At 42.6% G+C, this 21,765-nt stretch carries 21 protein-coding genes and 1 tRNA gene; 9 read left to right on the forward strand and 13 right to left on the reverse strand.

Annotated features, from left to right (window positions below; genetic code table 11):
• Nucleotides 1-121: 121 nt before the first annotated feature.
• The gene (locus AM228_RS03635; protein ID WP_054464751.1) at nucleotides 122-1,249 is read left to right on the forward strand and encodes an RNA-guided endonuclease TnpB family protein; all 1,128 of its coding nucleotides are present in this window, start codon (nucleotides 122-124) and stop codon (nucleotides 1,247-1,249) included.
• A gap of 105 nt (nucleotides 1,250-1,354) precedes the next feature.
• Nucleotides 1,355-2,560, forward strand: a complete 1,206-nt coding sequence (locus tag AM228_RS03640) for a glycosyltransferase family 4 protein (RefSeq protein ID WP_054464752.1) — start codon at nucleotides 1,355-1,357, stop codon at nucleotides 2,558-2,560.
• Nucleotides 2,561-2,855: 295 nt separating this feature from the next.
• Here AM228_RS03640 and AM228_RS03645 read toward each other — a convergent pair whose 3' ends face one another.
• The 5 genes from AM228_RS03645 to AM228_RS35960 form a co-directional block, all read right to left on the reverse strand.
• Nucleotides 2,856-3,677, reverse strand: coding sequence for a WecB/TagA/CpsF family glycosyltransferase (locus AM228_RS03645; protein WP_054464753.1), 822 nt, complete (start codon nucleotides 3,675-3,677; stop codon nucleotides 2,856-2,858).
• A 121-nt stretch (nucleotides 3,678-3,798) separates the two neighbouring features.
• Nucleotides 3,799-4,890 (reverse strand): folate-binding protein YgfZ, encoded by a 1,092-nt coding sequence (locus AM228_RS03650; RefSeq protein ID WP_199317232.1) that lies wholly within the window; start codon nucleotides 4,888-4,890, stop codon nucleotides 3,799-3,801.
• 104 nt (nucleotides 4,891-4,994) lie between these two features.
• Nucleotides 4,995-5,384 (reverse strand): hypothetical protein, encoded by a 390-nt coding sequence (locus AM228_RS03655; protein WP_054464754.1) that lies wholly within the window; start codon nucleotides 5,382-5,384, stop codon nucleotides 4,995-4,997.
• A gap of 275 nt (nucleotides 5,385-5,659) precedes the next feature.
• Nucleotides 5,660-6,433 carry a hypothetical protein gene (locus AM228_RS03660; RefSeq protein WP_054464755.1) on the reverse strand — a complete coding sequence of 258 codons (774 nt, stop codon included), beginning with the start codon at nucleotides 6,431-6,433 and terminating at the stop codon, nucleotides 5,660-5,662.
• A gap of 174 nt (nucleotides 6,434-6,607) precedes the next feature.
• Entirely contained in the window at nucleotides 6,608-6,730 is a 123-nt protein-coding gene (locus AM228_RS35960) for a hypothetical protein (RefSeq protein ID WP_255353138.1), read from the reverse strand.
• Between the two features lie 194 nt (nucleotides 6,731-6,924).
• Between AM228_RS35960 and AM228_RS03665 the strand changes: the two genes are divergently transcribed.
• The 3 genes from AM228_RS03665 (at nucleotide 6,925) to AM228_RS03675 (ending at nucleotide 9,225) form a co-directional block, all read left to right on the forward strand.
• On the forward strand, nucleotides 6,925-7,326 hold the full coding sequence (locus AM228_RS03665; RefSeq protein ID WP_072160634.1) for a hypothetical protein: 402 nt from the start codon (nucleotides 6,925-6,927) through the stop codon (nucleotides 7,324-7,326).
• A gap of 183 nt (nucleotides 7,327-7,509) precedes the next feature.
• A complete protein-coding gene (locus AM228_RS03670; protein ID WP_054464756.1) occupies nucleotides 7,510-7,761 on the forward strand; it encodes a hypothetical protein in 252 nt (83 codons plus the stop codon).
• Nucleotides 7,762-8,037: 276 nt separating this feature from the next.
• Nucleotides 8,038-9,225 (forward strand): serine/threonine-protein kinase, encoded by a 1,188-nt coding sequence (locus AM228_RS03675; RefSeq protein WP_054464757.1) that lies wholly within the window; start codon nucleotides 8,038-8,040, stop codon nucleotides 9,223-9,225.
• Between the two features lie 157 nt (nucleotides 9,226-9,382).
• Here AM228_RS03675 and pyk read toward each other — a convergent pair whose 3' ends face one another.
• Both pyk and AM228_RS31755 read right to left on the reverse strand, forming a co-directional pair.
• On the reverse strand, nucleotides 9,383-11,170 hold the full coding sequence (gene pyk / locus AM228_RS03680; protein WP_054464758.1) for a pyruvate kinase: 1,788 nt from the start codon (nucleotides 11,168-11,170) through the stop codon (nucleotides 9,383-9,385).
• A gap of 200 nt (nucleotides 11,171-11,370) precedes the next feature.
• Nucleotides 11,371-11,550, reverse strand: coding sequence for a hypothetical protein (locus AM228_RS31755; RefSeq protein ID WP_156331511.1), 180 nt, complete (start codon nucleotides 11,548-11,550; stop codon nucleotides 11,371-11,373).
• Between the two features lie 148 nt (nucleotides 11,551-11,698).
• Here AM228_RS31755 and crtR point away from each other — a divergent pair, with 148 nt between their 5' ends.
• A complete protein-coding gene (crtR, locus tag AM228_RS03690) occupies nucleotides 11,699-12,601 on the forward strand; it encodes a beta-carotene hydroxylase (protein WP_054464760.1) in 903 nt (300 codons plus the stop codon).
• Between the two features lie 307 nt (nucleotides 12,602-12,908).
• Here the strand turns inward: crtR and AM228_RS03695 are convergent, their stop codons facing one another.
• The 3 genes from AM228_RS03695 to AM228_RS03705 all read right to left on the reverse strand — a co-directional run bounded on the left by AM228_RS03695 (nucleotide 12,909) and on the right by AM228_RS03705 (nucleotide 16,898).
• On the reverse strand, nucleotides 12,909-14,246 hold the full coding sequence (locus AM228_RS03695) for a TldD/PmbA family protein (RefSeq protein WP_054464894.1): 1,338 nt from the start codon (nucleotides 14,244-14,246) through the stop codon (nucleotides 12,909-12,911).
• Nucleotides 14,247-14,528: 282 nt separating this feature from the next.
• Nucleotides 14,529-16,001 carry a TldD/PmbA family protein gene (locus AM228_RS03700; RefSeq protein ID WP_054464761.1) on the reverse strand — a complete coding sequence of 491 codons (1,473 nt, stop codon included), beginning with the start codon at nucleotides 15,999-16,001 and terminating at the stop codon, nucleotides 14,529-14,531.
• Between the two features lie 823 nt (nucleotides 16,002-16,824).
• Nucleotides 16,825-16,898: transfer RNA gene (locus AM228_RS03705), tRNA-Pro, on the reverse strand.
• 87 nt (nucleotides 16,899-16,985) lie between these two features.
• Here AM228_RS03705 and lipA point away from each other — a divergent pair.
• The gene (gene lipA / locus AM228_RS03710; RefSeq protein WP_054464762.1) at nucleotides 16,986-17,873 is read left to right on the forward strand and encodes a lipoyl synthase; all 888 of its coding nucleotides are present in this window, start codon (nucleotides 16,986-16,988) and stop codon (nucleotides 17,871-17,873) included.
• Nucleotides 17,874-17,893: 20 nt separating this feature from the next.
• Entirely contained in the window at nucleotides 17,894-18,811 is a 918-nt protein-coding gene (locus tag AM228_RS03715; RefSeq protein ID WP_054464763.1) for an NAD(P)H-dependent glycerol-3-phosphate dehydrogenase, read from the forward strand.
• A gap of 18 nt (nucleotides 18,812-18,829) precedes the next feature.
• On the opposite strand, the gene AM228_RS03720 is transcribed toward AM228_RS03715, so the two are convergent.
• The 3 genes from AM228_RS03720 to AM228_RS03730 form a co-directional block, all read right to left on the reverse strand.
• Nucleotides 18,830-19,021 (reverse strand): hypothetical protein, encoded by a 192-nt coding sequence (locus tag AM228_RS03720; protein WP_156331512.1) that lies wholly within the window; start codon nucleotides 19,019-19,021, stop codon nucleotides 18,830-18,832.
• 144 nt (nucleotides 19,022-19,165) lie between these two features.
• A complete protein-coding gene (locus tag AM228_RS03725; protein WP_054464765.1) occupies nucleotides 19,166-19,663 on the reverse strand; it encodes a mechanosensitive ion channel family protein in 498 nt (165 codons plus the stop codon).
• Nucleotides 19,664-20,109: 446 nt separating this feature from the next.
• Nucleotides 20,110-20,628 (reverse strand): hypothetical protein, encoded by a 519-nt coding sequence (locus tag AM228_RS03730; protein WP_054464766.1) that lies wholly within the window; start codon nucleotides 20,626-20,628, stop codon nucleotides 20,110-20,112.
• An 88-nt stretch (nucleotides 20,629-20,716) separates the two neighbouring features.
• Between AM228_RS03730 and AM228_RS03735 the strand changes: the two genes are divergently transcribed.
• Nucleotides 20,717-20,923 carry a hypothetical protein gene (locus AM228_RS03735; protein ID WP_054464767.1) on the forward strand — a complete coding sequence of 69 codons (207 nt, stop codon included), beginning with the start codon at nucleotides 20,717-20,719 and terminating at the stop codon, nucleotides 20,921-20,923.
• Nucleotides 20,924-21,765: the final 842 nt, after the last annotated feature.

The raw sequence follows: 21,765 nt of genomic DNA on the forward strand, positions 1-21,765 counted from the left end.
ATGACTGCTTAATACCCAAGCCGAGTCGCAACTCAATAACTGATATACGGTTAAAACCCGGACAATGCTGGATCTCGCCCCCTACCTACTAAGGAAGCCGGATTTATGGTAAAATGGAACAATGGTTTACAAAGCTTTCCGCACAAAACTAAAACTCAATGACCATCAAGCAACCCTGATGGCCAAACACGCGGGCTATGCTCGAAAAGTTTTTAATTGGGGATTACGCTTGTGGATGTTAGCCGATCGAGAGGGACTAAAGCCTAACCTTAACTCCATCAAAAAGGTTTTTACTAATCATGTGAAACCTCAATATCCTTGGATGTCTGAATTGTCTTCTAGAGTTTATCAATATGCTTTTATTAATCTAGGCGATGCGTTCAAACGCTGCTTTACAGGAATAAGTAAGTATCCTAAATTTAAGAAGAAAGGCTACCACGATAGTTTTACTCTTGACAATTGTGGAAAACCAATCAGGCTGTCAGGAACTCGCCACAAGCTTCCCTTTGTTGGCTGGGTTTCTACATTAGAAGCTATACCAGAAAGTCTGGTTAAGAAAGTCACTATTAGCCGCCAAGCTGGTGACTGGTATATGAGCTTTTTTGTAGAAACTACCCCAGAAATTACACCTAAATGTAGAGAGATAATCGGGGTCGATCTGGGAATTAACAATTTGGCGACTTGCTCCGATGGGACAAATTTTTCTAATCCCAAAGCATATAAATCAGCCGCCAAAAAACTAGCTCGATTACAACGCCATTTAAGTCGCAAAATCAAAGGCTCGAAAAATTGGTATAAATGTCTCTTAAAAGTCCAAAGGCTACATCGAAGAGTAGCAAATATTCGCCGTGACACAATTCATAAACTAACTACTTTTTTAGCTAAGAACCACAGCCAAGTAGTCATTGAAGATTTGAATGTGTCTGGGATGTTGAGAAATCATCGTTTGGCCGGTTCTATTGCTGACGCCTCATTTTATGAGTTCCGTCGGCAACTGGATTACAAGAGCTCATGGTATGGTTCAAAATTGATTATTGCAGATAGATTTTATCCATCCAGTCAACTCTGTTCTAATTGCGGCCATCGACAAAAAATGCCGCTAAACCAACGGATTTTTCAATGTCATAACTGTGGTCTGGTGATAGATAGAGACTTGAATGCCAGTCTAAATTTAGAAAAATCGTCGGGCTGCGGCGATTACACTTGTGGACGGGGTGCTGCCGACAGTCCCGGACGAAGCAAGAAATAAACATCAATATCCGGCCATGTCCGGGTTTGTCTAAGTTTTATAAAGCAGAAAAGCACTAGGATATAAGAAATGATCAGCAAGATGAAACGAACATAAAATCGGTCGGTGAACAACTCTACCTTAAAAATTCTCTGTACAATTACTGCCTACCCTCCGTCAGTGGGCGGAGCCCAGCTACATACCCATAAAATTGTCAGCCTCTTAAACCAAAACCATCAAATTAGTGTCATCACTCATTGGACGGAAAATCGGAATGATTGGTTATTGGGCACTACGTTGAATGCTCCAAAAATGGTCAAAAATTATGACCTCGATGGCGTTCCCGTTAAACAAATTACCCTAAATCAGTCAGAAAGACTGGCTTTAATTCCTTATGTATTGGGATATTATGCGATTAAAAAAATAGCAGTCGATCGCATTTCCGATCGCCTGCTGCCTAAATTAGAAGCATCTGCACCGGCAGACTTAGATTTGATTCAGAATGTCCGCATTGGTCGCGAAGGAATCAGTTATGCTTCATGGAAACTAGCCCGAAAATTAGATATTCCATTTATTTTTACGCCCCTGCATCATCCCCGGTGGGTGGGATGGAATTACCGGGAGTATATCAATCTTTATCAACAAGCGGATGGAGTGATTGCCCTCACCAATGTAGAAAAGCAAATTTTAATTGAACTGGGGGTTAAACCAGAAAAAATCTTTATTACCGGAATTGGCCCATTAATTGCAGATACCGCCGAACCGGAAGCATTTCGTCAAAAATATGCTTTAGGACGCGATCCGATTATTTTATTTTTGGGTCAGCAGTATCCCTATAAAGGATTTCAATCGTTATGGGATGCCGCCCCAGAAGTCTGGAAACGGTTTCCCGATACTCGGTTTATATTTATTGGGCCACGCACGAAGTATTCAAAAAAAGTTTTTGCTCAAATCAAAGATGAGCGAGTGATAGAATTAGGCCAAGTTTCCCTAGCAGAAAAAACCAATGCCTTGGCTGCCTGCGATATTTTATGTGTGCCATCCATGCAAGAAAGTTTTGGCGGAGTTTATCCAGAAGCTTGGATGATGAAAAAACCTGTCATTGGTGGTGATATTCCAGCAATTCGGGAGGTGATTTCCGATGGCATCAATGGTTTTTTGGTGCAACAGGATTCGGCGGAAATAGCTGATAAAATTTGCCAATTGCTCCAGAATACTTCATTACGAGAAAAAATGGGTGCTGCGGGCTATCAAAAAGTATTAGAAAAGTACACTTGGGATAAATTGGCGGAAAAAATCAATGGGGCTTATCGGCAAGTTTTGCAAGGATAATTTTCTAAGCTTCATCAGATCAATTAGAAGTGAAATTAGAAAAAATATATGAGGGTTGGTGGGCGTTGCCCACCAACAAAAATACGGTTAATTTTGGGACATAATTCAGTTAATAGCATTTACAAAAATTCATTCAACAGTAGGGGCGAATGGCCATTCGCCCAATGCTCAAAATATTAACCTATATACCGGAAGGATCACGCCCCCCCGCCCAAAAGGGTTGCATTTTTGGAAAATTGGAAACGGTATAACAAATAGGGAAAGGGGTAGTAGGTAATCCAGCAGAATCATCCACCTAAGAAAAATTCTTTTTCAAAGGGGCTGAAAGTGGAAGTAAATTGATTAGCTGAAGGAACAACAGAATTAAATAGAGGGGATTTAAAAATACATAACGTTGCCAAAGACGAAGCGGTTCTTGCCGCAACCGAAATAACCACTCTAAGCCAGCTTTTTGCATCCACGGAGGTGCTTGGGGAATATTGCCAGCATGAAAATCAAAAGCAGCCCCGACACAAACCAAAGCACAGTTTAACTGCTGAGAATGTTTGAAAGCCCAAGCTTCTTGTCTGGGGCAACCTAACCCAATAAACACAATCCCTGCGCCAGATTCACGAATTTTTTGCGTGTATTCGGCGTCTTCTTCGGGAGTGAGTGGGCGAAATGGTGGAGAAATGGCGCCAGCGATAGTTAAGTTTGGGAATTTTTCTTTGAGATTTTGCGCCAACTTACCTAAGACTTCGATACTGGAACCATAGAGAAAAATCCCCATATTCTCATTGGCTGCTGAGGCGCAAAGATGCAGCATTAATGTTGGGCCATACACCCGATCTTTTAGAGGAACTTCATCAGGTTGGCGGAATAAATTCATCGCCCAACGGACTGGCTGACCATCAGGAACAACCAGGGTAAATTGATTGAGGCGATCGCCATGACCCTTGGGATCTAAGTAACCAGTCATAATCCCATGTACTGGGGTGGGAGCTACGGTACAAGACTGGCGGAGTTTAGCCGATTTAATAATAAATTCTGTACAGTCGTAGTAGTTAGTGCGACTTACGCCGATGCCTAACACGCTGGTTTTCTTAGGTGGGGTTAAAGAAAGTTGGTTGCTGGTCATTTTGTTATTGATTGTAACCTAGTAATTAAGCGGGTAATTAACCTGGTAATTAACCTGGTAATTAACCTGGTAATTAACCTGGTAATTAACCTGGTAATTAACCTGGTAATTAACCTGGTAATTAAGTCAAGTCTTTCATTTCTGCTAAATAACCGCGAGTTAAAAATGGCACATCCACCACTTCACCGGCAACATTTCCCACTTGTACCTTTAAGCCCAAACCTCCCGCTTTGGTTCTAATATAAGCCAAGGCAAATGACCCGGTGCTACTGTTAGTATAACTGGTGACGATACCAACTTTGTCTTCCCCAACCATGACCGCAGTTCCCGGTTCAACGGGGGCGGGTAGTTGCACTCCCCAAAGTTGCTGTTTGACTCCTTTATAGGTGTTTAACCGGGCAATTGTTTCTTGCCCAATATAACAGCCTTTATCAAAAGAAAGGGTGTGCCATAATCCTGCTTCTAAGGGATTATAATCTTCTGTGAGTTCACAATCTGGGGCAGGGCGTCCTTGTTCAATTCTTAACTGTTCCCAGCAATTTTCTCCCATAGGAACCGATCCCGTATTGGTGAGGGTTTGCCAAACCTTTGCCGCTGCATCTTTAGGCATGATTAAGGTGTAGCCTGGGGTGACTAAACCACTGCCTTCGGCAATGCGTAATTGGCAGCCATTTAGGTCTATAATTTGATGCTTTGTTTGCTCAGAGAAGCTCAAATCTTTGAGTCCAAGCTGTGCTAAAAGATGGTGACTTTTTGGGCCAATTAAGCTAAAGATGGCGGTGGCGTCGCTGAGGTCTTCTAGTTCGACTTTATCTGCTGGAAAAATATAGCGATCGAGCAATGGCATCAGTTTTTGCCGTCGGTTGGGGGAAACCAGGACTAATACGGTATTTTCGGTAATGTAGACCGTGGCTAGGTCAATGGTTCGGGCTGTGGAGGTGACAAATACGGTGTCACAACTTTGACCGGGTTTGAGAATTTGAATGTTGTTGGTGCTTTGGTTGTGTAAAAACCGCAGGCGATCGCCCCCAGAAAGTTGAATCAGTCCCCAATGACTGCGATCGCAAAGGGCAACCGCTGATCGGGCTGCGGTCAAGGCTGCCGCATCATTACCAAAACTCATGGGGATATTTTCCCCAGCGCTAGAATCGGCAAAAATTGCGCCGGATGACTGCTGCATTGCGAGTAATTTTTGGTTCACTTCTTGGTTCATTTTTGATTAATTGATTTCCTCAATGTTTAGCTTCACCGTTTAGCTTCACCGTTTAGCTTCACCAAATGGGCTACTTTTTGATAGGTGAATTTAGTATTATGTAATTAAAGGGATTTACTCGGTAAATTAGCGAACATTTTTTCTACTAATTTTTTGGCTTTTATTTCTAATTCATTCCAATTAACATCTCCGTTTTCATCAATTAAACTGGTGTCAATTTCTACTGCCTGTGTTTCTGCCTCAGCGTGGGTTTCTTTGTAGTTTAAAAAACAGATTTGATAGCAGAGTTCCCAAATATCAAATGTCACCTGATTCTCCCCTAGATTCAAACATAAAAGATAACCAGGAACGGGGGTTTGCACATTTTCATAAGTCCCTTCCCACGGGGAATCTTCCAGATACTTACGGATATTATCCAGTAAACGAATCAAGCAAGGTTGCATTAATAATTCGGCTTGTTGCCATGCCAAGGAATTTTTAAATTTAGGTTTCATCGTTCAAGGGTCTCATAAATATCATCAAATTTACACTGAATTTAAACTGATCTCAAGCATCACTACCTGTTCAACTAGGATATCCCAAAAATGCCCTGCCGCCAAGCGGCTCTCTTGGCGAAATTTCCCTGGCTATTGAAAAAAGAACACAGGCAAAAGTGAAAAAGGACTTTTGCCTGTGGGATCTGAATTGCCAATTTCCCGGAATTCTGGAAAGTCCCGGTTCATTGAACCCCGGTTAATTGTTTGCCTAAATCCTATTTTGACTTAATTCCTTAATTGATCGAAGGCAAGGTCTCAATTTTAGACGGCAAAGTGGCTGGCTGTTTTATGTCAGTCTCAGATGGCATGGTGTTCGTTTCGGGGGATTCTGTTTCGGGGGATTCTGTTTCGGGGGATTCTGTTTCGGGGGATTCTGTTTCGGGGGATTCTGTTTCCGTGATTTCTTCCCTGGGAGGCAAATTATCCAGTTTTTTGCTTTCTTCTTTGGGGGTTTCCTCCGTGGGAACTACGACATCAGCACTTAGGGATGCATCAAAGAAATAAACGCGATCGCAATATTGAATTTTGCTAGAACAAATAGTTTCAATTGCGATATTACTAATATTGCTGACATCGAGGGCTAAAACGACTCGTTCTCCCGATGACACCGTATTGACGGAAGCTTGTTCGCCATCTAAATAGACAATCACTTGATTGGCAGGACTGGCACTATGTCGATCGCGCATTCCAAATTCCAACTTCAGACTTTGGAAATTTTTTTTCTTAGATGTTTCAGTATCTTCACTTTGGCGGATTCTACAGGCGAGAGACGCAAATTGGCTGCCCGGTCCCAGAAACATCACCGATCGATAAACTTCTCTACCGACCGAAACATCTTCTACTTCCCGTCGCCATCGTCCAGGACTTTCGCTGACACATTGCGCTTCAAATAACCAAGCTAAACGGGATTCGTCTTTTGCTTGGGCGAGGAAAGGACTTAAGGGCAGGATCGCAACCGACAGGACGCCAGCGGCAAGTAATTTAGCGATCAACTGGGTTGTTTGCATAGGGGAAAAGAAAAGCTAACAGATTTTAAATTCTCTGATCATATCGAATCTATTTCCAGGGGATCGCCACCGAGCGGATTTCTTTAGCCGTTGATGATTGGCGATCAGGGTTTTCCCGTCTAGTCTGGAAGGTTGAATCCTCAGAACCCAGACCAGACTGAGGTTGAATGATGTTTATTTTTTACTCGTAAACACGGTGGTAAACATCATCAGCATTCCACCGAGGAATAGCGCGATCGCCAATCCACCCGCAATCCAATTTTCTAGTTCAGTAATTTCCATGAGAGGTCGTTGCACTCTTTTAGATACTCTTACTTATTATCATCTCATAGTGATCGCCTGCTTGAACCTATTACTGAGTCTTCGGATGCCCAAGTAGGCGATCGCGGTGAATCCTTGAGACCTCGTGGCTGATGTTTTCTCGGAAATACAGCCGTGTTTCGGCTCTGATTTACTGATGTTCTTTTAACTGACATTAACCATTGACTGAAATGATTGACAGGATTTTTGCCTTTTCCCACACTCACTGCCTTGCCATTTGTGGCTTTTTGGTGCCCGCGAACCTGCTGGCCACCTTACAAACCATGATTTTTACCCCTTGGCCTCGATTTCGTTCACGGGTGCCGATCCTCGTCACCATTGCCAGCTTGTATGCCTTGGCGATGGTATTTCACGTTTTTACCTGGTTTGCCGTTGGGGTCGTGATGGCGCCGACCTTTATTTTGCTATTTTTAGCCTGCGTTTGTTTAACGATTAATGGTTGGGCGATCGCACATCCTGCCAGTCTTAGTCAACTCTTACTGCAACTTTGGCACTGGTTGAAATTGTTAGGCAATCATTTGGCCATAACATTTCCCCTGCGTTCGGTACAATCTTCGGTGAATCCCGATTAACCGACAGGATTTACGCAGAAACCGGGTAATTGACGAAAATCTCTGTAATCCCACCAAAATTGTCATAGAAACCCGGTTTCTAGATCATGCGTAAATCCTGTCGCTCAAATTAATTTGCTCAAATTAATTTGCTCAAATTAATTCAAAGTCAATCACAAAGTCAAACACAAATTTTAGCCCACGATGAAAGATAAACTTTTGAATGGATTAAACATATTCTTAATGGTCGATGTATTCTTCGTACTATTAAGCTTTTTTTGGTTTGCGATCGCCCTGGTCGGTCGTTCCATTGGCGTTCCCCTAGGGTTTGACCTTTGGTATAGCCTCTGGGAGCCGGTTTTTACCCCCGCGATCGGCATTCTCATGGCCGGTGCCATTCTCACCGGCATCATTAACTGGATTTCTAAAAGGCTTAGTTCCCCCACCGCCAAATAACCAGTTCAGTCACAATATTCCCTGTAGGGACACGGGCTTTCGCCGTGTCCTTATTTACATATATCTTAATCTATATCTAATACAAATTAAAAAAAAATTGCTCCAATTCTAAAGTTTATTTTGGCGCCATTGCCCACCTAATGCTAACTATTGTAAATAATAGAAGTTTTTTACCAGCCTAAAAAATATAAACTTTCTTTAAAAAACGTAACATCATTACCCCAATCAAAATTTTAACGTTAAATTAGAAAAAATGGGTTTACAGGGAAAAAAGCCATGCTTGCGATCGATCAAATCATCCAAGACCGTTATCAACTCCAAGGGCAATTAAGTGATAATCCCGTCCGGCAAACTTGGCTGGCCAGAGATTTATCAGCCACGGAAATTGAGCGACAATTAGTGGTGATAAAATTCTTAGCATTTGGTGGCCTAGTCCAGTGGGAACACTTAAAACTATTTGAACGAGAAGCCAACGTATTAAAACAACTGGATTATCCGCGCATTCCCAAATATTATGATTATTTTCATCTCGATGACCAAACCCTTTGGTTTGGCTTAGTCCAGCAATATATACCAGGTAAATCCCTAAAACAATTACAAATTGAAGGGAAACGCTTTACCGAATCAGAAGTGCGGGAAATCGCTAAACAAGCATTAAATATCCTGATTTATCTGCACGAACTGAATCCCCAAGTTTTACACCGGGATATTAAACCCAGTAACTTAATTTTGGACAACAAAGGTTGCCTTTACTTAATTGATTTTGGTTCGGTGCAAGATTCATCTCCTGGGATAGGATCTACTTTCACCGTCGTCGGCACATTCGGTTATGCCCCAATGGAACAATATGGCGGCAGAACTGTCCCCGCTTCTGACCTTTATGCCCTCGGTGCCACCTTAATTCATTTACTCAGTGGCACTTCACCCGCAGATTTACCCCAATATGATGCCCATATTCAATTTCGTCATTTAGTTAATGCTAGTCCCAGCTTTTTGCAGTGGCTAGAAATGCTAACCGAACCATCCGTAGAAAAACGCCCAAACTCTGCTCGTGAAGCGAAAAATATGCTGGAATCTGGCATTATTTTAAGTAAAGAAAATCCCGAAAAAGTTGCCAGTAATTTTGTCAATAATTCGGGACAAGGGGGTTTATTTGACTCCTCTGTACCCGTCCCCGATGAAATTAAAGGTTGGAATTGGGGTGCTTTTTTGTTTCCCCAATTTTGGCCATTGACCAATCAAACTTGGATTGGATTGTTATCCTGGGCGCCGTTTATTGGGCCATTTATGACCTTTGTCCTCGCTTATAAAGGCAATGAATGGGCTTGGAAAAGTCGCAAATGGCGCAGTATTGAGCAATTTAAAGCCCACCAACGGGGCTGGACGATCGCCGGACTTCTGTTTGGGATTCCCGTATCTGTGGCTATTTGGGTCAGTGCGATCGCCTTTCTGATTGACTTGTAACATAAAGCGGGAGAATTCCTCACAAATCAAGCAGGGGCTGGTTTGAACCCGCCCCTGCTGAAACCTACCCCAGAATCAAGAATAACCAATAACGAATAACCAATAACTGTCAACGGCAAGCGGAAACGCCACACGCTGATAGCTAATTAATAGCTAATTAAGGAGTCAGAATCGTATCAGTTGAACTCGTACCCGTAGCACCGGAATAGACTAAACCCCGCTCGAGATCCATCGTCAGAATCGATCCTTCGCGAATCTTTTTCGTAGCATTTTTCACCCCCACCATCACGGGAATCCCTAAACGCAAGCCAATGACGGCTGCATGGCTGGTGAGACTCTCTTCTTCAGTAATCACTCCGGCTGCTTTTCTAATCGCATCAATATAATCAGCGGTAGTTTTGGGGGCAACCAGAATTTCTCCAGGGTTAAAATTGGCAACTTCCAAGGGGCGATCGGCAACTCTAGCCCGACCACTAATCGACCCTTGACCCAAACCGACCCCTTTGCCGAGTACAGACGTGACCACTTCTACCTTAATTAAGTCAGTAGATCCCGACATCCCTTGCAAAGTACCCGCCGTCATTACCACTAAATCCCCTTCGGTCAGGAATTCGTTTTCCATCGCCACATTAATCGCCGCTTGGAAAGTTTGACCCGTAGAAGGTAAATCCAGGACTAGCAAGGGTTTAACCCCCCAAACCACCTGAAGTTGACGCGCCACATAAACATGGGGTGTGATCGCCAAAATCGGCGTGTGAGGGCGAAACTTGGAAACATTCCGGGCTGTCGCTCCAGATTTTGTCATGGTCATAATTGCCGCTGCATGGAGTTGTTGAGCAATTTTCCCCACCGCTTGACTGATGGCATTGGGAATAGATAACCCGGTTTCTTGAGTTGTAATTTTACCGATCGCCTGATCCCGTTCAATGCGACAAGCAATCCGGGCCATTGTTTCCACCGCTTCCACGGGATATTTGCCCACCGCTGTTTCGTTGGAAAGCATCACCGCATCGGTGCCATCCAGAATAGCGTTCGCCACATCGGAGATTTCTGCACGGGTAGCCCGAGGGCTGCTCACCATGCTATCCAACATTTGCGTGGCGGTAATCACCGGAATTCCCAAACGGTTGCAAGTAGTAATTAAGCGTTTTTGGATAATCGGCACTTCTTCAGCGGGAATTTCTACCCCTAAGTCGCCGCGAGCTACCATCACCCCATCGCAGAGAGAGAGAATAGCTTCCATTTGCTCAACCGCTTCGTGCTTTTCGATTTTGGCAATCACCGGCACATTCTTATCGGCACTGGAGATAAACTCTTTGATTTCTAAGATGTCTTGGGGGTTACGCACGAAACTCATGGCCACCCAGTCTACTCCTTGGTCAAGACCAAAGAGTAAATCTTCCCGGTCTTTTTCCGTTAGGGCTTTAATCGAGAGATACACTCCCGGAAAGTTTACCCCTTTGTTGTTGGAAAGGACGCCACCAACCACCACTCGACAATGAAGATTACCGGATTCACGATCGATTTTGTCCACGAACATTTCCACCCGTCCATCATCAAGGAGAATGGTGGCGCCTTCGGGAACTTCATCGGCGAGGCGATCGTAGGTGACACAAGCGATCTCTTGGTTGCAAGCCACGGGGCGGCTGGTTAGGATAAAGCTATCCCCTTTTTTAACCTGAATTGAGCCTTTTTCAAATTTGCCCAAGCGAATTTTTGGCCCTTGCAGGTCTTGTAAGATGCCGACGGGCTGATTCAGTTCAAAGGAAACCTGACGGATCAAGCGGATACTCCGCTGATGATCTTCGTGACTCCCATGAGAAAAGTTCAGGCGTAAAGTGGTTGCACCTGCTTCGATTAAATCGCGCAACACTTCTGGTTTACTGGTTGCCGGTCCAATAGTGGCGACAATCTTTGTCCGACGCAAAAAATTTCGCATTTCCATAAGCAGAAAGCTAAGGGATAGATGGGGATAAATGATAAATAAGGATTAATGGATCATCACCAAATCCTGCGGATTTTTGTCTGGAAGTCTTTTAGAATAAACCATTGTGGATCGCCCCGCCCTTGATTACCCTTGATTACCGATGGAATTCCATCGCAGAAATTTGACCTGAGTCAAAATTTCTTCACCAGTCCGGCAGCTTAGAATATCATTGCCAGTTTCAGAGGCAAGAAATTCCCCAGGTGAGCCAAGGATTTCGGCGATCGCGGCAGGCCATCTTGGGGATGGGTTTGCTCGATCGCCGGGACACAAATCAGACAAAAACAACACAGTTCTGACAGATAGATGGGAGATGAACCGTCGGGTTGAATTGAAAGCAACCTTATTAACTGTCACTGTATTTATAAATAAAACTTATAAAATGTTCACTTATAAATACAATTATTTACAAATATTTACAAAAGTTTATATAATTCGGTTCATTATCGTATACTAAGCCTTAATTTATTGAAAGGAGTACAAAACAAGATGCCAGAGGCCCAGCACCCCACGCTGACGATTCCCAAGGAGTTTCTCGGGCCCCCTCCTGGCAGGATTAATCCCAACCTACTTATGTTTGTAGCCGCCGTGACTTTGGTTATCATGTCTACGATTGGTTACTGGCGTTGGGACTGGCCGGGGTGGTGCTGCTTTACGATTAATGTGATCGCGTTGCACCTGTCGGGGACAGTGATTCACGATGCTTCACACAATGCAGGGCATCGTAATCGTATCGTGAATTCCATCTTAGGGCATGGTAGTGCCTTAATGTTAGGATTTGCTTTTCCAGTTTTTACGCGAGTTCATTTACAGCACCATGCTCATGTCAACGATCCTGAGAAGGATCCGGATCATTTTGTGTCTACAGGGGGCCCGTTATGGCTAATTGCCGCCCGCTTTTTTTACCATGAAATCTTTTTCTTTAAACATCGTCTCTGGCGAAATTATGAATTGTTAGAGTGGTTTTTCAGCCGGTTGGTGGTGGTAGCTGTGGTCTATGCAGCGATTCAATATGATTTTTTGCCTTATATCCTCAACTATTGGTTTTCCCCGGCTTTAGTGGTTGGTTTGGCTTTGGGATTATTTTTTGATTATTTACCCCATCGCCCTTTTGAAGAGCGCGATCGCTGGAAAAATGCCAGAGTTTATCCCAGTGCCATTCTTAATATCTTAATCTTGGGGCAAAATTATCATTTAGTCCATCATTTGTGGCCATCTATTCCCTGGTACAAATACCGTCCCGCCTATCATGCGATGAAACCACTTTTAGATGCTAAAGGAAGTCCACAATCTTTAGGCTTGCTCCAAGGGAAAGACTTTTTTAGCTTTATTTATGACATTTTTTTGGGAATTAGGTTCCATCATTCTAAATCTAAGGAAAAAGTCTCATAAATATCTGATAAGATTTCCCCGGATTATTTCCCATGATTGTAAGGCGATCGCACCTTAATTATTAGAGGCGCGATCGCTTTTTCATCTTCCATAAGGATAAAAGCCAACGTAAGCATTCAGGTATCAGTTTTCATCTGTCAGGAAATAGGAAACAGGAACGAGGTAATATAACCTCATAACCTCATAACCTCATCACCTCATCACCTTAATGGGGCAATAAGACAATGGGGCAATTAATTGCCTTAAATTGCCCCAACAAAATCTCCTCAACCTCAAAATAATCCGTCAATTTTCGGTTTCAGAAAATTTACTCACCCGTAATCGAGAGATTTTCCACCCAAACTCGCGGAGAAATGCCCCCAGGGGTCAGTTCGGCTTCCGCTTCTAAAAATACAATTGATTTGAGAAATTCCAGAAAATCTCCCGCCACCGTAGCGGATTCTATGCTGATTTTTTCGCCACCCTTAATTAACCAACCATCAAAGGGTAAAGAAAAAGACCCCTGCAAAGCTTGAACCCCCGCATGGAGTGCTTGCAAATCATCAATTAATACCACATTATCGGCGGTTTCTAGACTGTACTCTGTCTCTGGTGTTGCCCCACGGAAAACATGATAAAAATGGGGACTGACCGTTACTTTCGCCCCAATATTCGCGTGTCCTGTGGGTTGAGCATTCATCCGTTTAGCCGTACCTGCACTATGAATAAAATTGCTCAAAATTCCCTCGGTAATTAGCGGGACTCGACGAGTAGGTGTTCCTTCCCCATCAAAGGTAGTAAAAGCCACATTATTCGGATGCAAGGGATCGTCACACACAGACAAGAAAGGAGAGGCAATTTGCTGCCCTAAAGACTCTGGGGTTGAAAGACTTTGTTTGTCTAAAATATTCTGGGCATTAAAGATATTAGAAAAGGCTCCCAAGAGACTTAAAAAGGCTTCCGCCGAAAAAACTACGGTATATTTCCCCGATGGGATCTTTTCGTAGTTTAAGTGACTAATGGTTTTCTCTGCCGCTTCTTTAATGCAACCAGAAATATCCAGTTTGTCCAAGTGACTGCCGATCCGATAAGCCCCAGCACTGCGGGGTTTTTTGTCCGGTTGTTCGGTTTTGGTGTATAGGTAAAGGGAGGTATAAGAAGCCCCTTCTGCCCGAGCAGCCCCATCACTATTCAGATAAAATCTGTCAATGTCTCGTTGGGCTAATCCATTATAAGGAACACTGGCGATCGCTTCGTGAGCCGCCAGCAATTCTTTCTCCGCCTTAATTAAAGTTTCGATCAACGTAGAAACCTGGACTTGTGGCATTTTGGCATCTTGTTTGGCCAAAGGCACTGTGGCTTCTGGACTAAAATCAGGCACATGTTCTGTGACCCCAAAAAAACTGGCTTCATAAGCCGTTTTTAAAGCTAATTCTAATCCTAATGGATTCACATCTGTAGTGGAAGTAATCCCCATTGTATTCTGCTCATTCCAGACGCGCACCGTGACCCCAGAACGTTGGGAAGCTTTCACCTGTTTCGGTTCACCATTGTCTACCTGCACGCTATTTTCATCCACGGCAGACCCGTAGATATCAAACTTTTTAATTCCTAGTCTTTTAGCAGTTTCTTGGGTTTGGGATGCTAGTTGATTAATCTCGATCATTGCTCTTTTTTTGGTACTTCTGTTGTTGGGTGTTGGTTGTTGGTTGTTGGTGGGTAGGAATTCTTTTGTTCGTTGTTGGTGGGTAGGGATTCTTTTGTTGGTTGTGGGTTTTTGGGTAGGGATTCTTTTGTTTTTGGTTTTTGGTTGTAAGTCAATCCTCAGTAAACGGTCATTGGTCATAATAGCCAAAACAAAGAACAAAGAATAAAGAACCAACAACAAATAACAAAGAACAAATAACAAAGAACAAATAACAAAGAACAAAAGAAAAATGAATTAAAATTACCGTCCACCCACGGTAATCGAATCAACTTTAATATGAGGCTGTCCCACAGTGACATAAACGCTGCCACTGACCGACCCGCAAAAACCAGCGGCGAGTCCTAAATCTTTGGAACACATAGAAATTTTATTCATAATTTCCTTTGCTTCCCCGATCAAAGTTGCCCCTTTCAAGGGTTTGGTAATCTTGCCATTTTCAATTAAATAGGCTTCATCAACCCCAAAATTAAATTGTCCGGTTGCCCCGACACTACCGCCGCCCATTTTTTTGCAGTAAATGCCCTTATCAATGGAGGCAAATAAATCGTTAATTTCATAATCTCCGGGAGCAATATAAGTATTCCGCATCCGCGAAGCGGCAGCAAAGGCATAACTTTGGCGTCGTCCACTGCCGGTGCGCGGGTGTCCGGTGCGAATTGACCCGGTGCGATCGGCAATAAAGTTTTTCAGAATCCCATTCTCAATTAATAACGTGCGCTGAGTGGGCATTCCTTCGTCATCCATATCAATGGTGCCAAAAGCATTTTCTGACAAGCCCTCATCCCAAGCGGTTAAACTTTCGTGGGCAATTTTTTCCCCTTTTTTGTCAATAAATGGCGTGGTTTTCCGTTCAATTTGCGTTGTTTCCAGCAGGTGTCCACAAGCTTCATGGAAAATCACACCGCCAAATTCATTGGCCATAATAATTGGATAAGTGCCGGATTCTACATAGTCCGCATAGAGCATTTTCCCCGCAGAATCGGCAATTTCATCCGCCAATACCTCAAAATTCCAATCCCGCAAAAAGTTGGGATCGCTGGTATCTCCCACCCGCTTATTGATCGAAGAACGATGGGCGCCATCGGCACAAAGTAGGTTGTATCCGACGGTTTGAGTCAGGCGAATGTCTCGAGCAAAAGTGCCATCACTGGAAGCCACTAACACTTCTTGCCAGTCCCGGAAATAAACCGCCCGTCGGGATTGAACGTGAGACGCTTTTTGTTTTAGTTTGGCATTCGCATGGAGGAGAATATCGCTCATTTCACTCATGGGGCTACATTCGCTCAACCAGCCTTCTTTGCCTTTGAGGAGGGCATAGTCTCTGAGGGGTTCCAGGTTAATTTCTGGGATATATGCATTTGGACTGGGTAGCTGTAGCCCTAAAATCGAAAGTCCTTTTTCTAGGGCTAATTTTAATCCGCTAAAAGATAAATCGTTGGTGCTGACGTAGCAATCAGCGGTGCCGCGAAATACCCGCACCCCGGCGCCGGTGGAAAGACGCGGGGAGATGCTGCTAATAATGTCGTCTTCGGCAAGGCAGTTAGTGTAGTTGGTTCTTTCGAGAAAAAATTCTACGAAGTCCGCCCCCGCTGCCCGTCCTAAGCCTAGGAGGGTGGCTAGGGGTGCTTGCCAGGTGGAGTCAAAGCGATCGCCTCTGGAGGTGTAATTGAGATTCGCTAATTCTTGGGAAATACGGGGAACCAGTGTTTGCATGGGTAATTATTGTTTTTGATAGAATAGAACCACAACCGTCTATGGTTCCGGCTGTACTTGACAATTCTGTTTAATTGTTTAGTTTAGCAGATGTAAAGATATTTTGCGGACTGATTCAGCCATTTAGATACAAAGGATACAGGGAAAGATATTCTTACTGTCTTTTATCTCCTGTATGTGCTTTATGTCTTTTATCTCCTGTATGTGCTTTGTGGTCAGGGTAATTGGGGAGATAGACAAGGAGAAGTAAACCATTCACCTGGGAAATAAACACGCGATCGCCAAGGTAAATTAAGGTAAATTAAGGTAAATTAAGGTAAATTCAAGTAAATTAAGGTAAATTGGTGACTGGGATTGGTAAATTAAATATGAGATTAAGTTGCTTTACTCAATATTCTAGCAAGAGAAATTTAAATCAAGCCATTTCTCTTGATTTGATTGACTATTTATCAAAAAATTAATAATTTATATATGATTAATTATTTAAGTACGACCTTACTTACTCTGGCAGTGACCGAAGACCGAAATAGGATCTCGCTGGATGCAGCTTTATGCTATAGATTATATCTAATAATCAATTAGATACTTGATTTGAAAATAAACTAATTAAATGTATATCTCACCCGTTGACGACAAAGGTATGGTGGTAGCAAAACAAGGGATGGTGACTCAATTTACCGCTATACCAGAGTACAAATGAGTGAGATATGAGTGAAATATGAGTGAAATATGAGTGAAATATGAGTGAAATATGAGTGAACGAATGCTATTAGTGGTAAAGCTTAATCCCTATAAGCTATAGATTATAAGGATTTAGATTAAATCGGGATGACAGGATTTGAACCTGCGGCCCCCTCGTCCCGAACGAGGTGCGCTACCAAGCTGCGCTACATCCCGGAATTTTTTTTCAGCTTTTAGATTGTAACATATGATAGCCGATTTGGCTAGGATATTAATGACGTTATTTTTTAGGGAAACAAAAGGGTGACTGTAAAGCCAGACTGGTTAAGGGTTAAAGCGCCGCAGTGGCAGCGCGTGGGCAGCGTTAAAGAAATTTTACGGGATTTAAGGCTGAATAGTGTTTGTGAGGAAGCGTCTTGTCCCAATATGGGGGAGTGTTTTCACAACGGGACGGCAACTTTTCTGATTATGGGACCGGCTTGTACTCGTGCTTGTCCCTATTGTGATATTGATTTTGAGAAAAAACCTCAACCATTAGATCCCACTGAACCCAAACGATTAGCTGAAGCAGTGCAGCGGATGAATCTTAGGCACGTGGTGATTACTTCGGTGAATCGAGATGATTTGCCAGATGGGGGGGCGGTTCAGTTTGTGCGGTGTATTGAAGAGATCCGCCTCGGTTCCCCAGGTACGACGATTGAGGTGTTAATTCCCGATCTCTGTGGGAATTGGGATGCGTTGGAGTTGATTTTGCAGGCGCGTCCAGAGGTACTCAACCATAATACAGAAACAGTGCCTCGTCTCTATCGACGGGTGCGTCCTCAAGGGAATTATCAACGCACTTTGGATTTGTTAAAACAGGCTAGAACAATTGCTCCGGGAGTGTACACCAAATCTGGGATTATGGTGGGACTGGGAGAAACTGATGAGGAAGTTCAACAAGTGATGCGTGATTTGCGATCGGTGGATTGTGATATTTTGACCTTGGGTCAATATTTACAACCCAGTCCTAAGCATTTGCCGGTGGAGAGTTGGATTCCACCAAGTCAATTTGAGTCTTGGAGAGAGTTTGGGGAATCTGTGGGTTTTTTACAGGTAGTGGCTTCTCCTTTAACTCGGAGTTCTTACCACGCTGAACAAGTTAGGGCGTTGATGGAACTTTATCCCAAATCAGCCCGGGTTGACGCTTAAGTCTTGAGTGAGATGGGAATATGAAGCCAAAAACGTTGGCAATTTTAGGGGCAGGGGCTTGGGGAACTACCCTGGGGCAGCTTGTCAGAGAGAATGGCCATGAAGTGCGCTTGTGGTCGAGGCGATCGCCGGACAGTCTTGGGCAGGTTGTCGCCGGATCTGACATGATTTTGTCAGCGGTGTCGATGAAAGGAGTGACGGCAATTGTGGAGCAAATCCATGACTGTCGTCTTTCGGCAAATACGATTCTGATTACGGCGACCAAAGGATTAGATCCCCTAACGACTTGTACCCCTTCCCAACTCTGGGAACAAGCGTTGGGCGATCGCCCCGTGGTGGTTCTGGCAGGTCCCAACTTGTCCAAAGAAATTCAACAAGGTTTACCTGCCGCTACGGTGGTAGCGAGTCACAATGTCACCGCCGCCCAACAAGTACAAGGGGTGTTTTCGTCCCCCAGTTTTCGGGTTTATACCAATTCAGATCCTTTAGGGGTGGAGTTGGGGGGGACTCTGAAAAATGTGATGGCGATCGCAGCGGGGGTCTGCGATGGTTTGGAACTAGGCACCAATGCAAAAGCGGCACTCTTGACGCGAGGGCTGGCGGAAATGATCCGCGTTGGCACCCATTGGGGCGCCCAAACAGAAACCTTTTACGGTCTATCAGGATTGGGAGATTTATTGGCCACTTGTAATAGTCCTCTAAGTCGTAACTACCAAGTTGGCTATCAGCTAGGTCTGGGTAGATCGCTCTCGGAAATTCTGGCTTCTTTAGAAGGCACTGCTGAAGGAGTGAATACTACTCAGGTATTGATTCAACGGGCGCAAGCGCAGAATATTTCTGTACCGATTTCTTATCAAGTTTACAAATTACTTCAAGGAGAGATTACCCCCAAAGCAGCGGTAGAGGCGTTAATGTTGCGAGACACTAAGCCAGAGTAGGATCGATTGATTTAGTTTTTATGATGGATCTTCTGAGTTTTGTTGGCTGGGGTTGCGATTAGGTGACGGAGAAATAGACCGAGGCTCTTTTTTAGTTTGCCGATGATTGCTATTGCCGCCCCACTGCATATCGATCTGAAATAAATTGCCGAGAGGATGAATTTGAAATCCTCTGTTTTTATATTTTTTGGGTAATAAGTTCTCTGGCACGGTACTTTGATTTCCATCGCGAATAATGGGGCGAAAGAATTTCAATCCCCGCAGCATTGCAATCGTCGCGCAGATGCTTTTGCAATTCTTAAATAAGATCGTATTTTTTACTAGGCTGATTTGTATAAGTTTCTATCTCATACTTTACCGATAATTCACCCAGTTATAAGTGTAATATGCGGGTGGATCTGGTAAAAAATAAGGAGTTGTTTCTGCCGCATCATTGACAACTTCAGAGACTTTTTGCCACGGCACATCATACCCAAAATTGACGTTAATGGTAAGTGCTACCGGAATGTTGTGATCTCCCATGGGTGCATTGTAATTGAAGATGTTCGTGGAAAGTAAGTTAGAGTTGGGCAAGGTGACAATCACATTATCATCGGTGAGAATGCGTGTGACTAAAAGAGATTTTTCGATCGCATCCCCTTGAGTATCTTCAACTTCAATGCGATCGCCGATTTGAAATGCCCTAGTATAGATTAAAATAATCTCGGCAACAGCATTGGATAGTGCGGCAGAAGACCCCAAAGAAAAGAGCACTCCTAGAAACAGAGAAACCCATTGAAAAGCAGGAGAACCAAATCCAGGAAAATAAGGCGCACCCATGACCAAAGCTAGGGCAATAATCCCCAATTCCACCAATCTATAAGTCGGTTATGCCCAGCATAAAATACAGGAAAATAAATTCTTTATTTACTAATTTTAGTAAAAATAAATTTAGAAAAACGGAGGCCATAATAACTAAATAATACAATTGGACTAATGAAAAAAAATAGGAACATAATTTATCATCTAAAGCTTATATTTTATAATATTTAATATTTTTATGCAAAAAATATATTAAATAAAATTAATAACAAAATCCAGTATTTAATTGATTTAAACTTGGTAATAAAAGAAGAAAATAAGGTGATAAAATCGCTTATGATTAAATATACTTTTTTTATTTAATGGCGAATTATATTCACTATAATAGCGAGATAATGAATTTATTTTGCGCGATGAAGCTTTAATTAAAAATGATAATATAATGAAAATTATCAATGATTGTGTAAGCGATCGCCAGTCGATAATTCAAGCGATTATCATTGATAGTTAGGGATAGTTAGGGATGAAATTTTTTTCCAGGTTTGATTCAACCAGGTATCGCTAGAAAGGCTTTTCGGTTCACTGCCTAAGCTGGTTTTTTGTCGATAGTCTTTAAAAAATTCTTGAATTTTTTGTAAATAAATATAACTTAATTCTCTGGGAGTAGTGTTAGCGGCTTTGGCGTCTTCCTCCGTGATTTCGGTAATGATGGTACTCCCATAAAAAATGACCATCGTTTTCCCTCGTTCTCCCACTTGCAGGGACTCAATGGGCATTAAAGTATCCTTAGCGAACAGTTCTACCTGTTTGGCGATTTTCTGCGATCGCTGTTCTGGGGAGATCCCCTGAACCGTGTTCGGAATCTCAAATAATGAGTAACCTTCCACCATCACTGGCAATCCCTGGATTTGACGATCTGAGGTATCCGGTGGTTGAGATCCAGCTAAGGTGGGCGCTGAGACGATTAAACAGGTGATTAAAGCCAGAGCGACCAGTGCTTGCCAGTATTTTTTCATAGGAAAGTCAAAAAATTAGGCTATAATTACCTCTCGAATGAGCAAGTTTTGTCAAGGTTGCTAATTTATCTCCATCAAGCTGACTAAAATGAGTGAATTTAACCAAAAACCTAAATCATATGCTTTAGAGAATCTAGAAAATATGATTCTTGAGAGTTTCAATTTTCATCAAAATGACAAGGAAGATGAATTTAATCGGTTGCCGGAGATTTTAGTCGCTCCTGACCTGTTAAAAATGCGCGATCGCATGAGCCAATTAGAAAAAGAATTTTTTGGCATTTTCACGAATGGATAAAAAATTAATTTCTTAGAGATATTAAATAATCTTCGATGATTTTTCAGCAATTAGAAGCTATTAAAGCCAAAATACAGTAAATTAAAAGTGGCATTATTAGTAATAAACTAAACACCATTATTATCGTCAAAAATAAATAAATTCAAGCAATTAACATTGCCTAACTATTAAATACCACTATTAAATACAGGAAAAAATCCTGAATAAAAACAGATATAACTGCCATAAATTTTTAGTATAATTTTAATATTATATCGATCTTTATTTAACAAAACTTTAGAAATAAAGTGGCAAAAAAATATGACAAAAACTCTATTTAATCGAGAAAAAAATATATTCGCATTAGAGTAATTTTTTCCAGATATAACATTCAAACAGTATCACATAAACTGCAAATAATTAAGTCAAAAATTAAGTTTGGTAAACTTTGGGAAAACGTCAGTCCCCTGAATGCTCTTCAGACTTTAAACTCCAGGAATTGATGAGAAATTTATGAGAAAATTTTCCTATGGGAGAGATCCACCTAGATCGTAACGAGATCGAGAAGGAAGATCGATGCATAAAAAATGCGCTCGTAAAATGCAAAAATAAATATAAAATCATCATTTTTGCTGCCTTGGTTTGCTCAAGTTGCTCCGCAAAAATGGACAGGGGAGAAGGAAAAAAATAGGACAGGGACGTAGCAGTACAACTATACAGAGGCAACGGAACAATGGAGCCCGATTCCTAAATCATCAATCTGGTAGTGGCGATCGAGGTACTGCCGAAAAATAACCGGGGGAAGGGGGGATTTAAAAGATTAAGGAGGCGATCGCAGCGGAATTACCTAACTTTTATTTATG

It is taken from the genome of Planktothricoides sp. SR001 (assembly GCF_001276715.1).
GTDB classification, from domain to species: Bacteria; Cyanobacteriota; Cyanobacteriia; order Cyanobacteriales; family Laspinemataceae; genus Planktothricoides; species Planktothricoides raciborskii.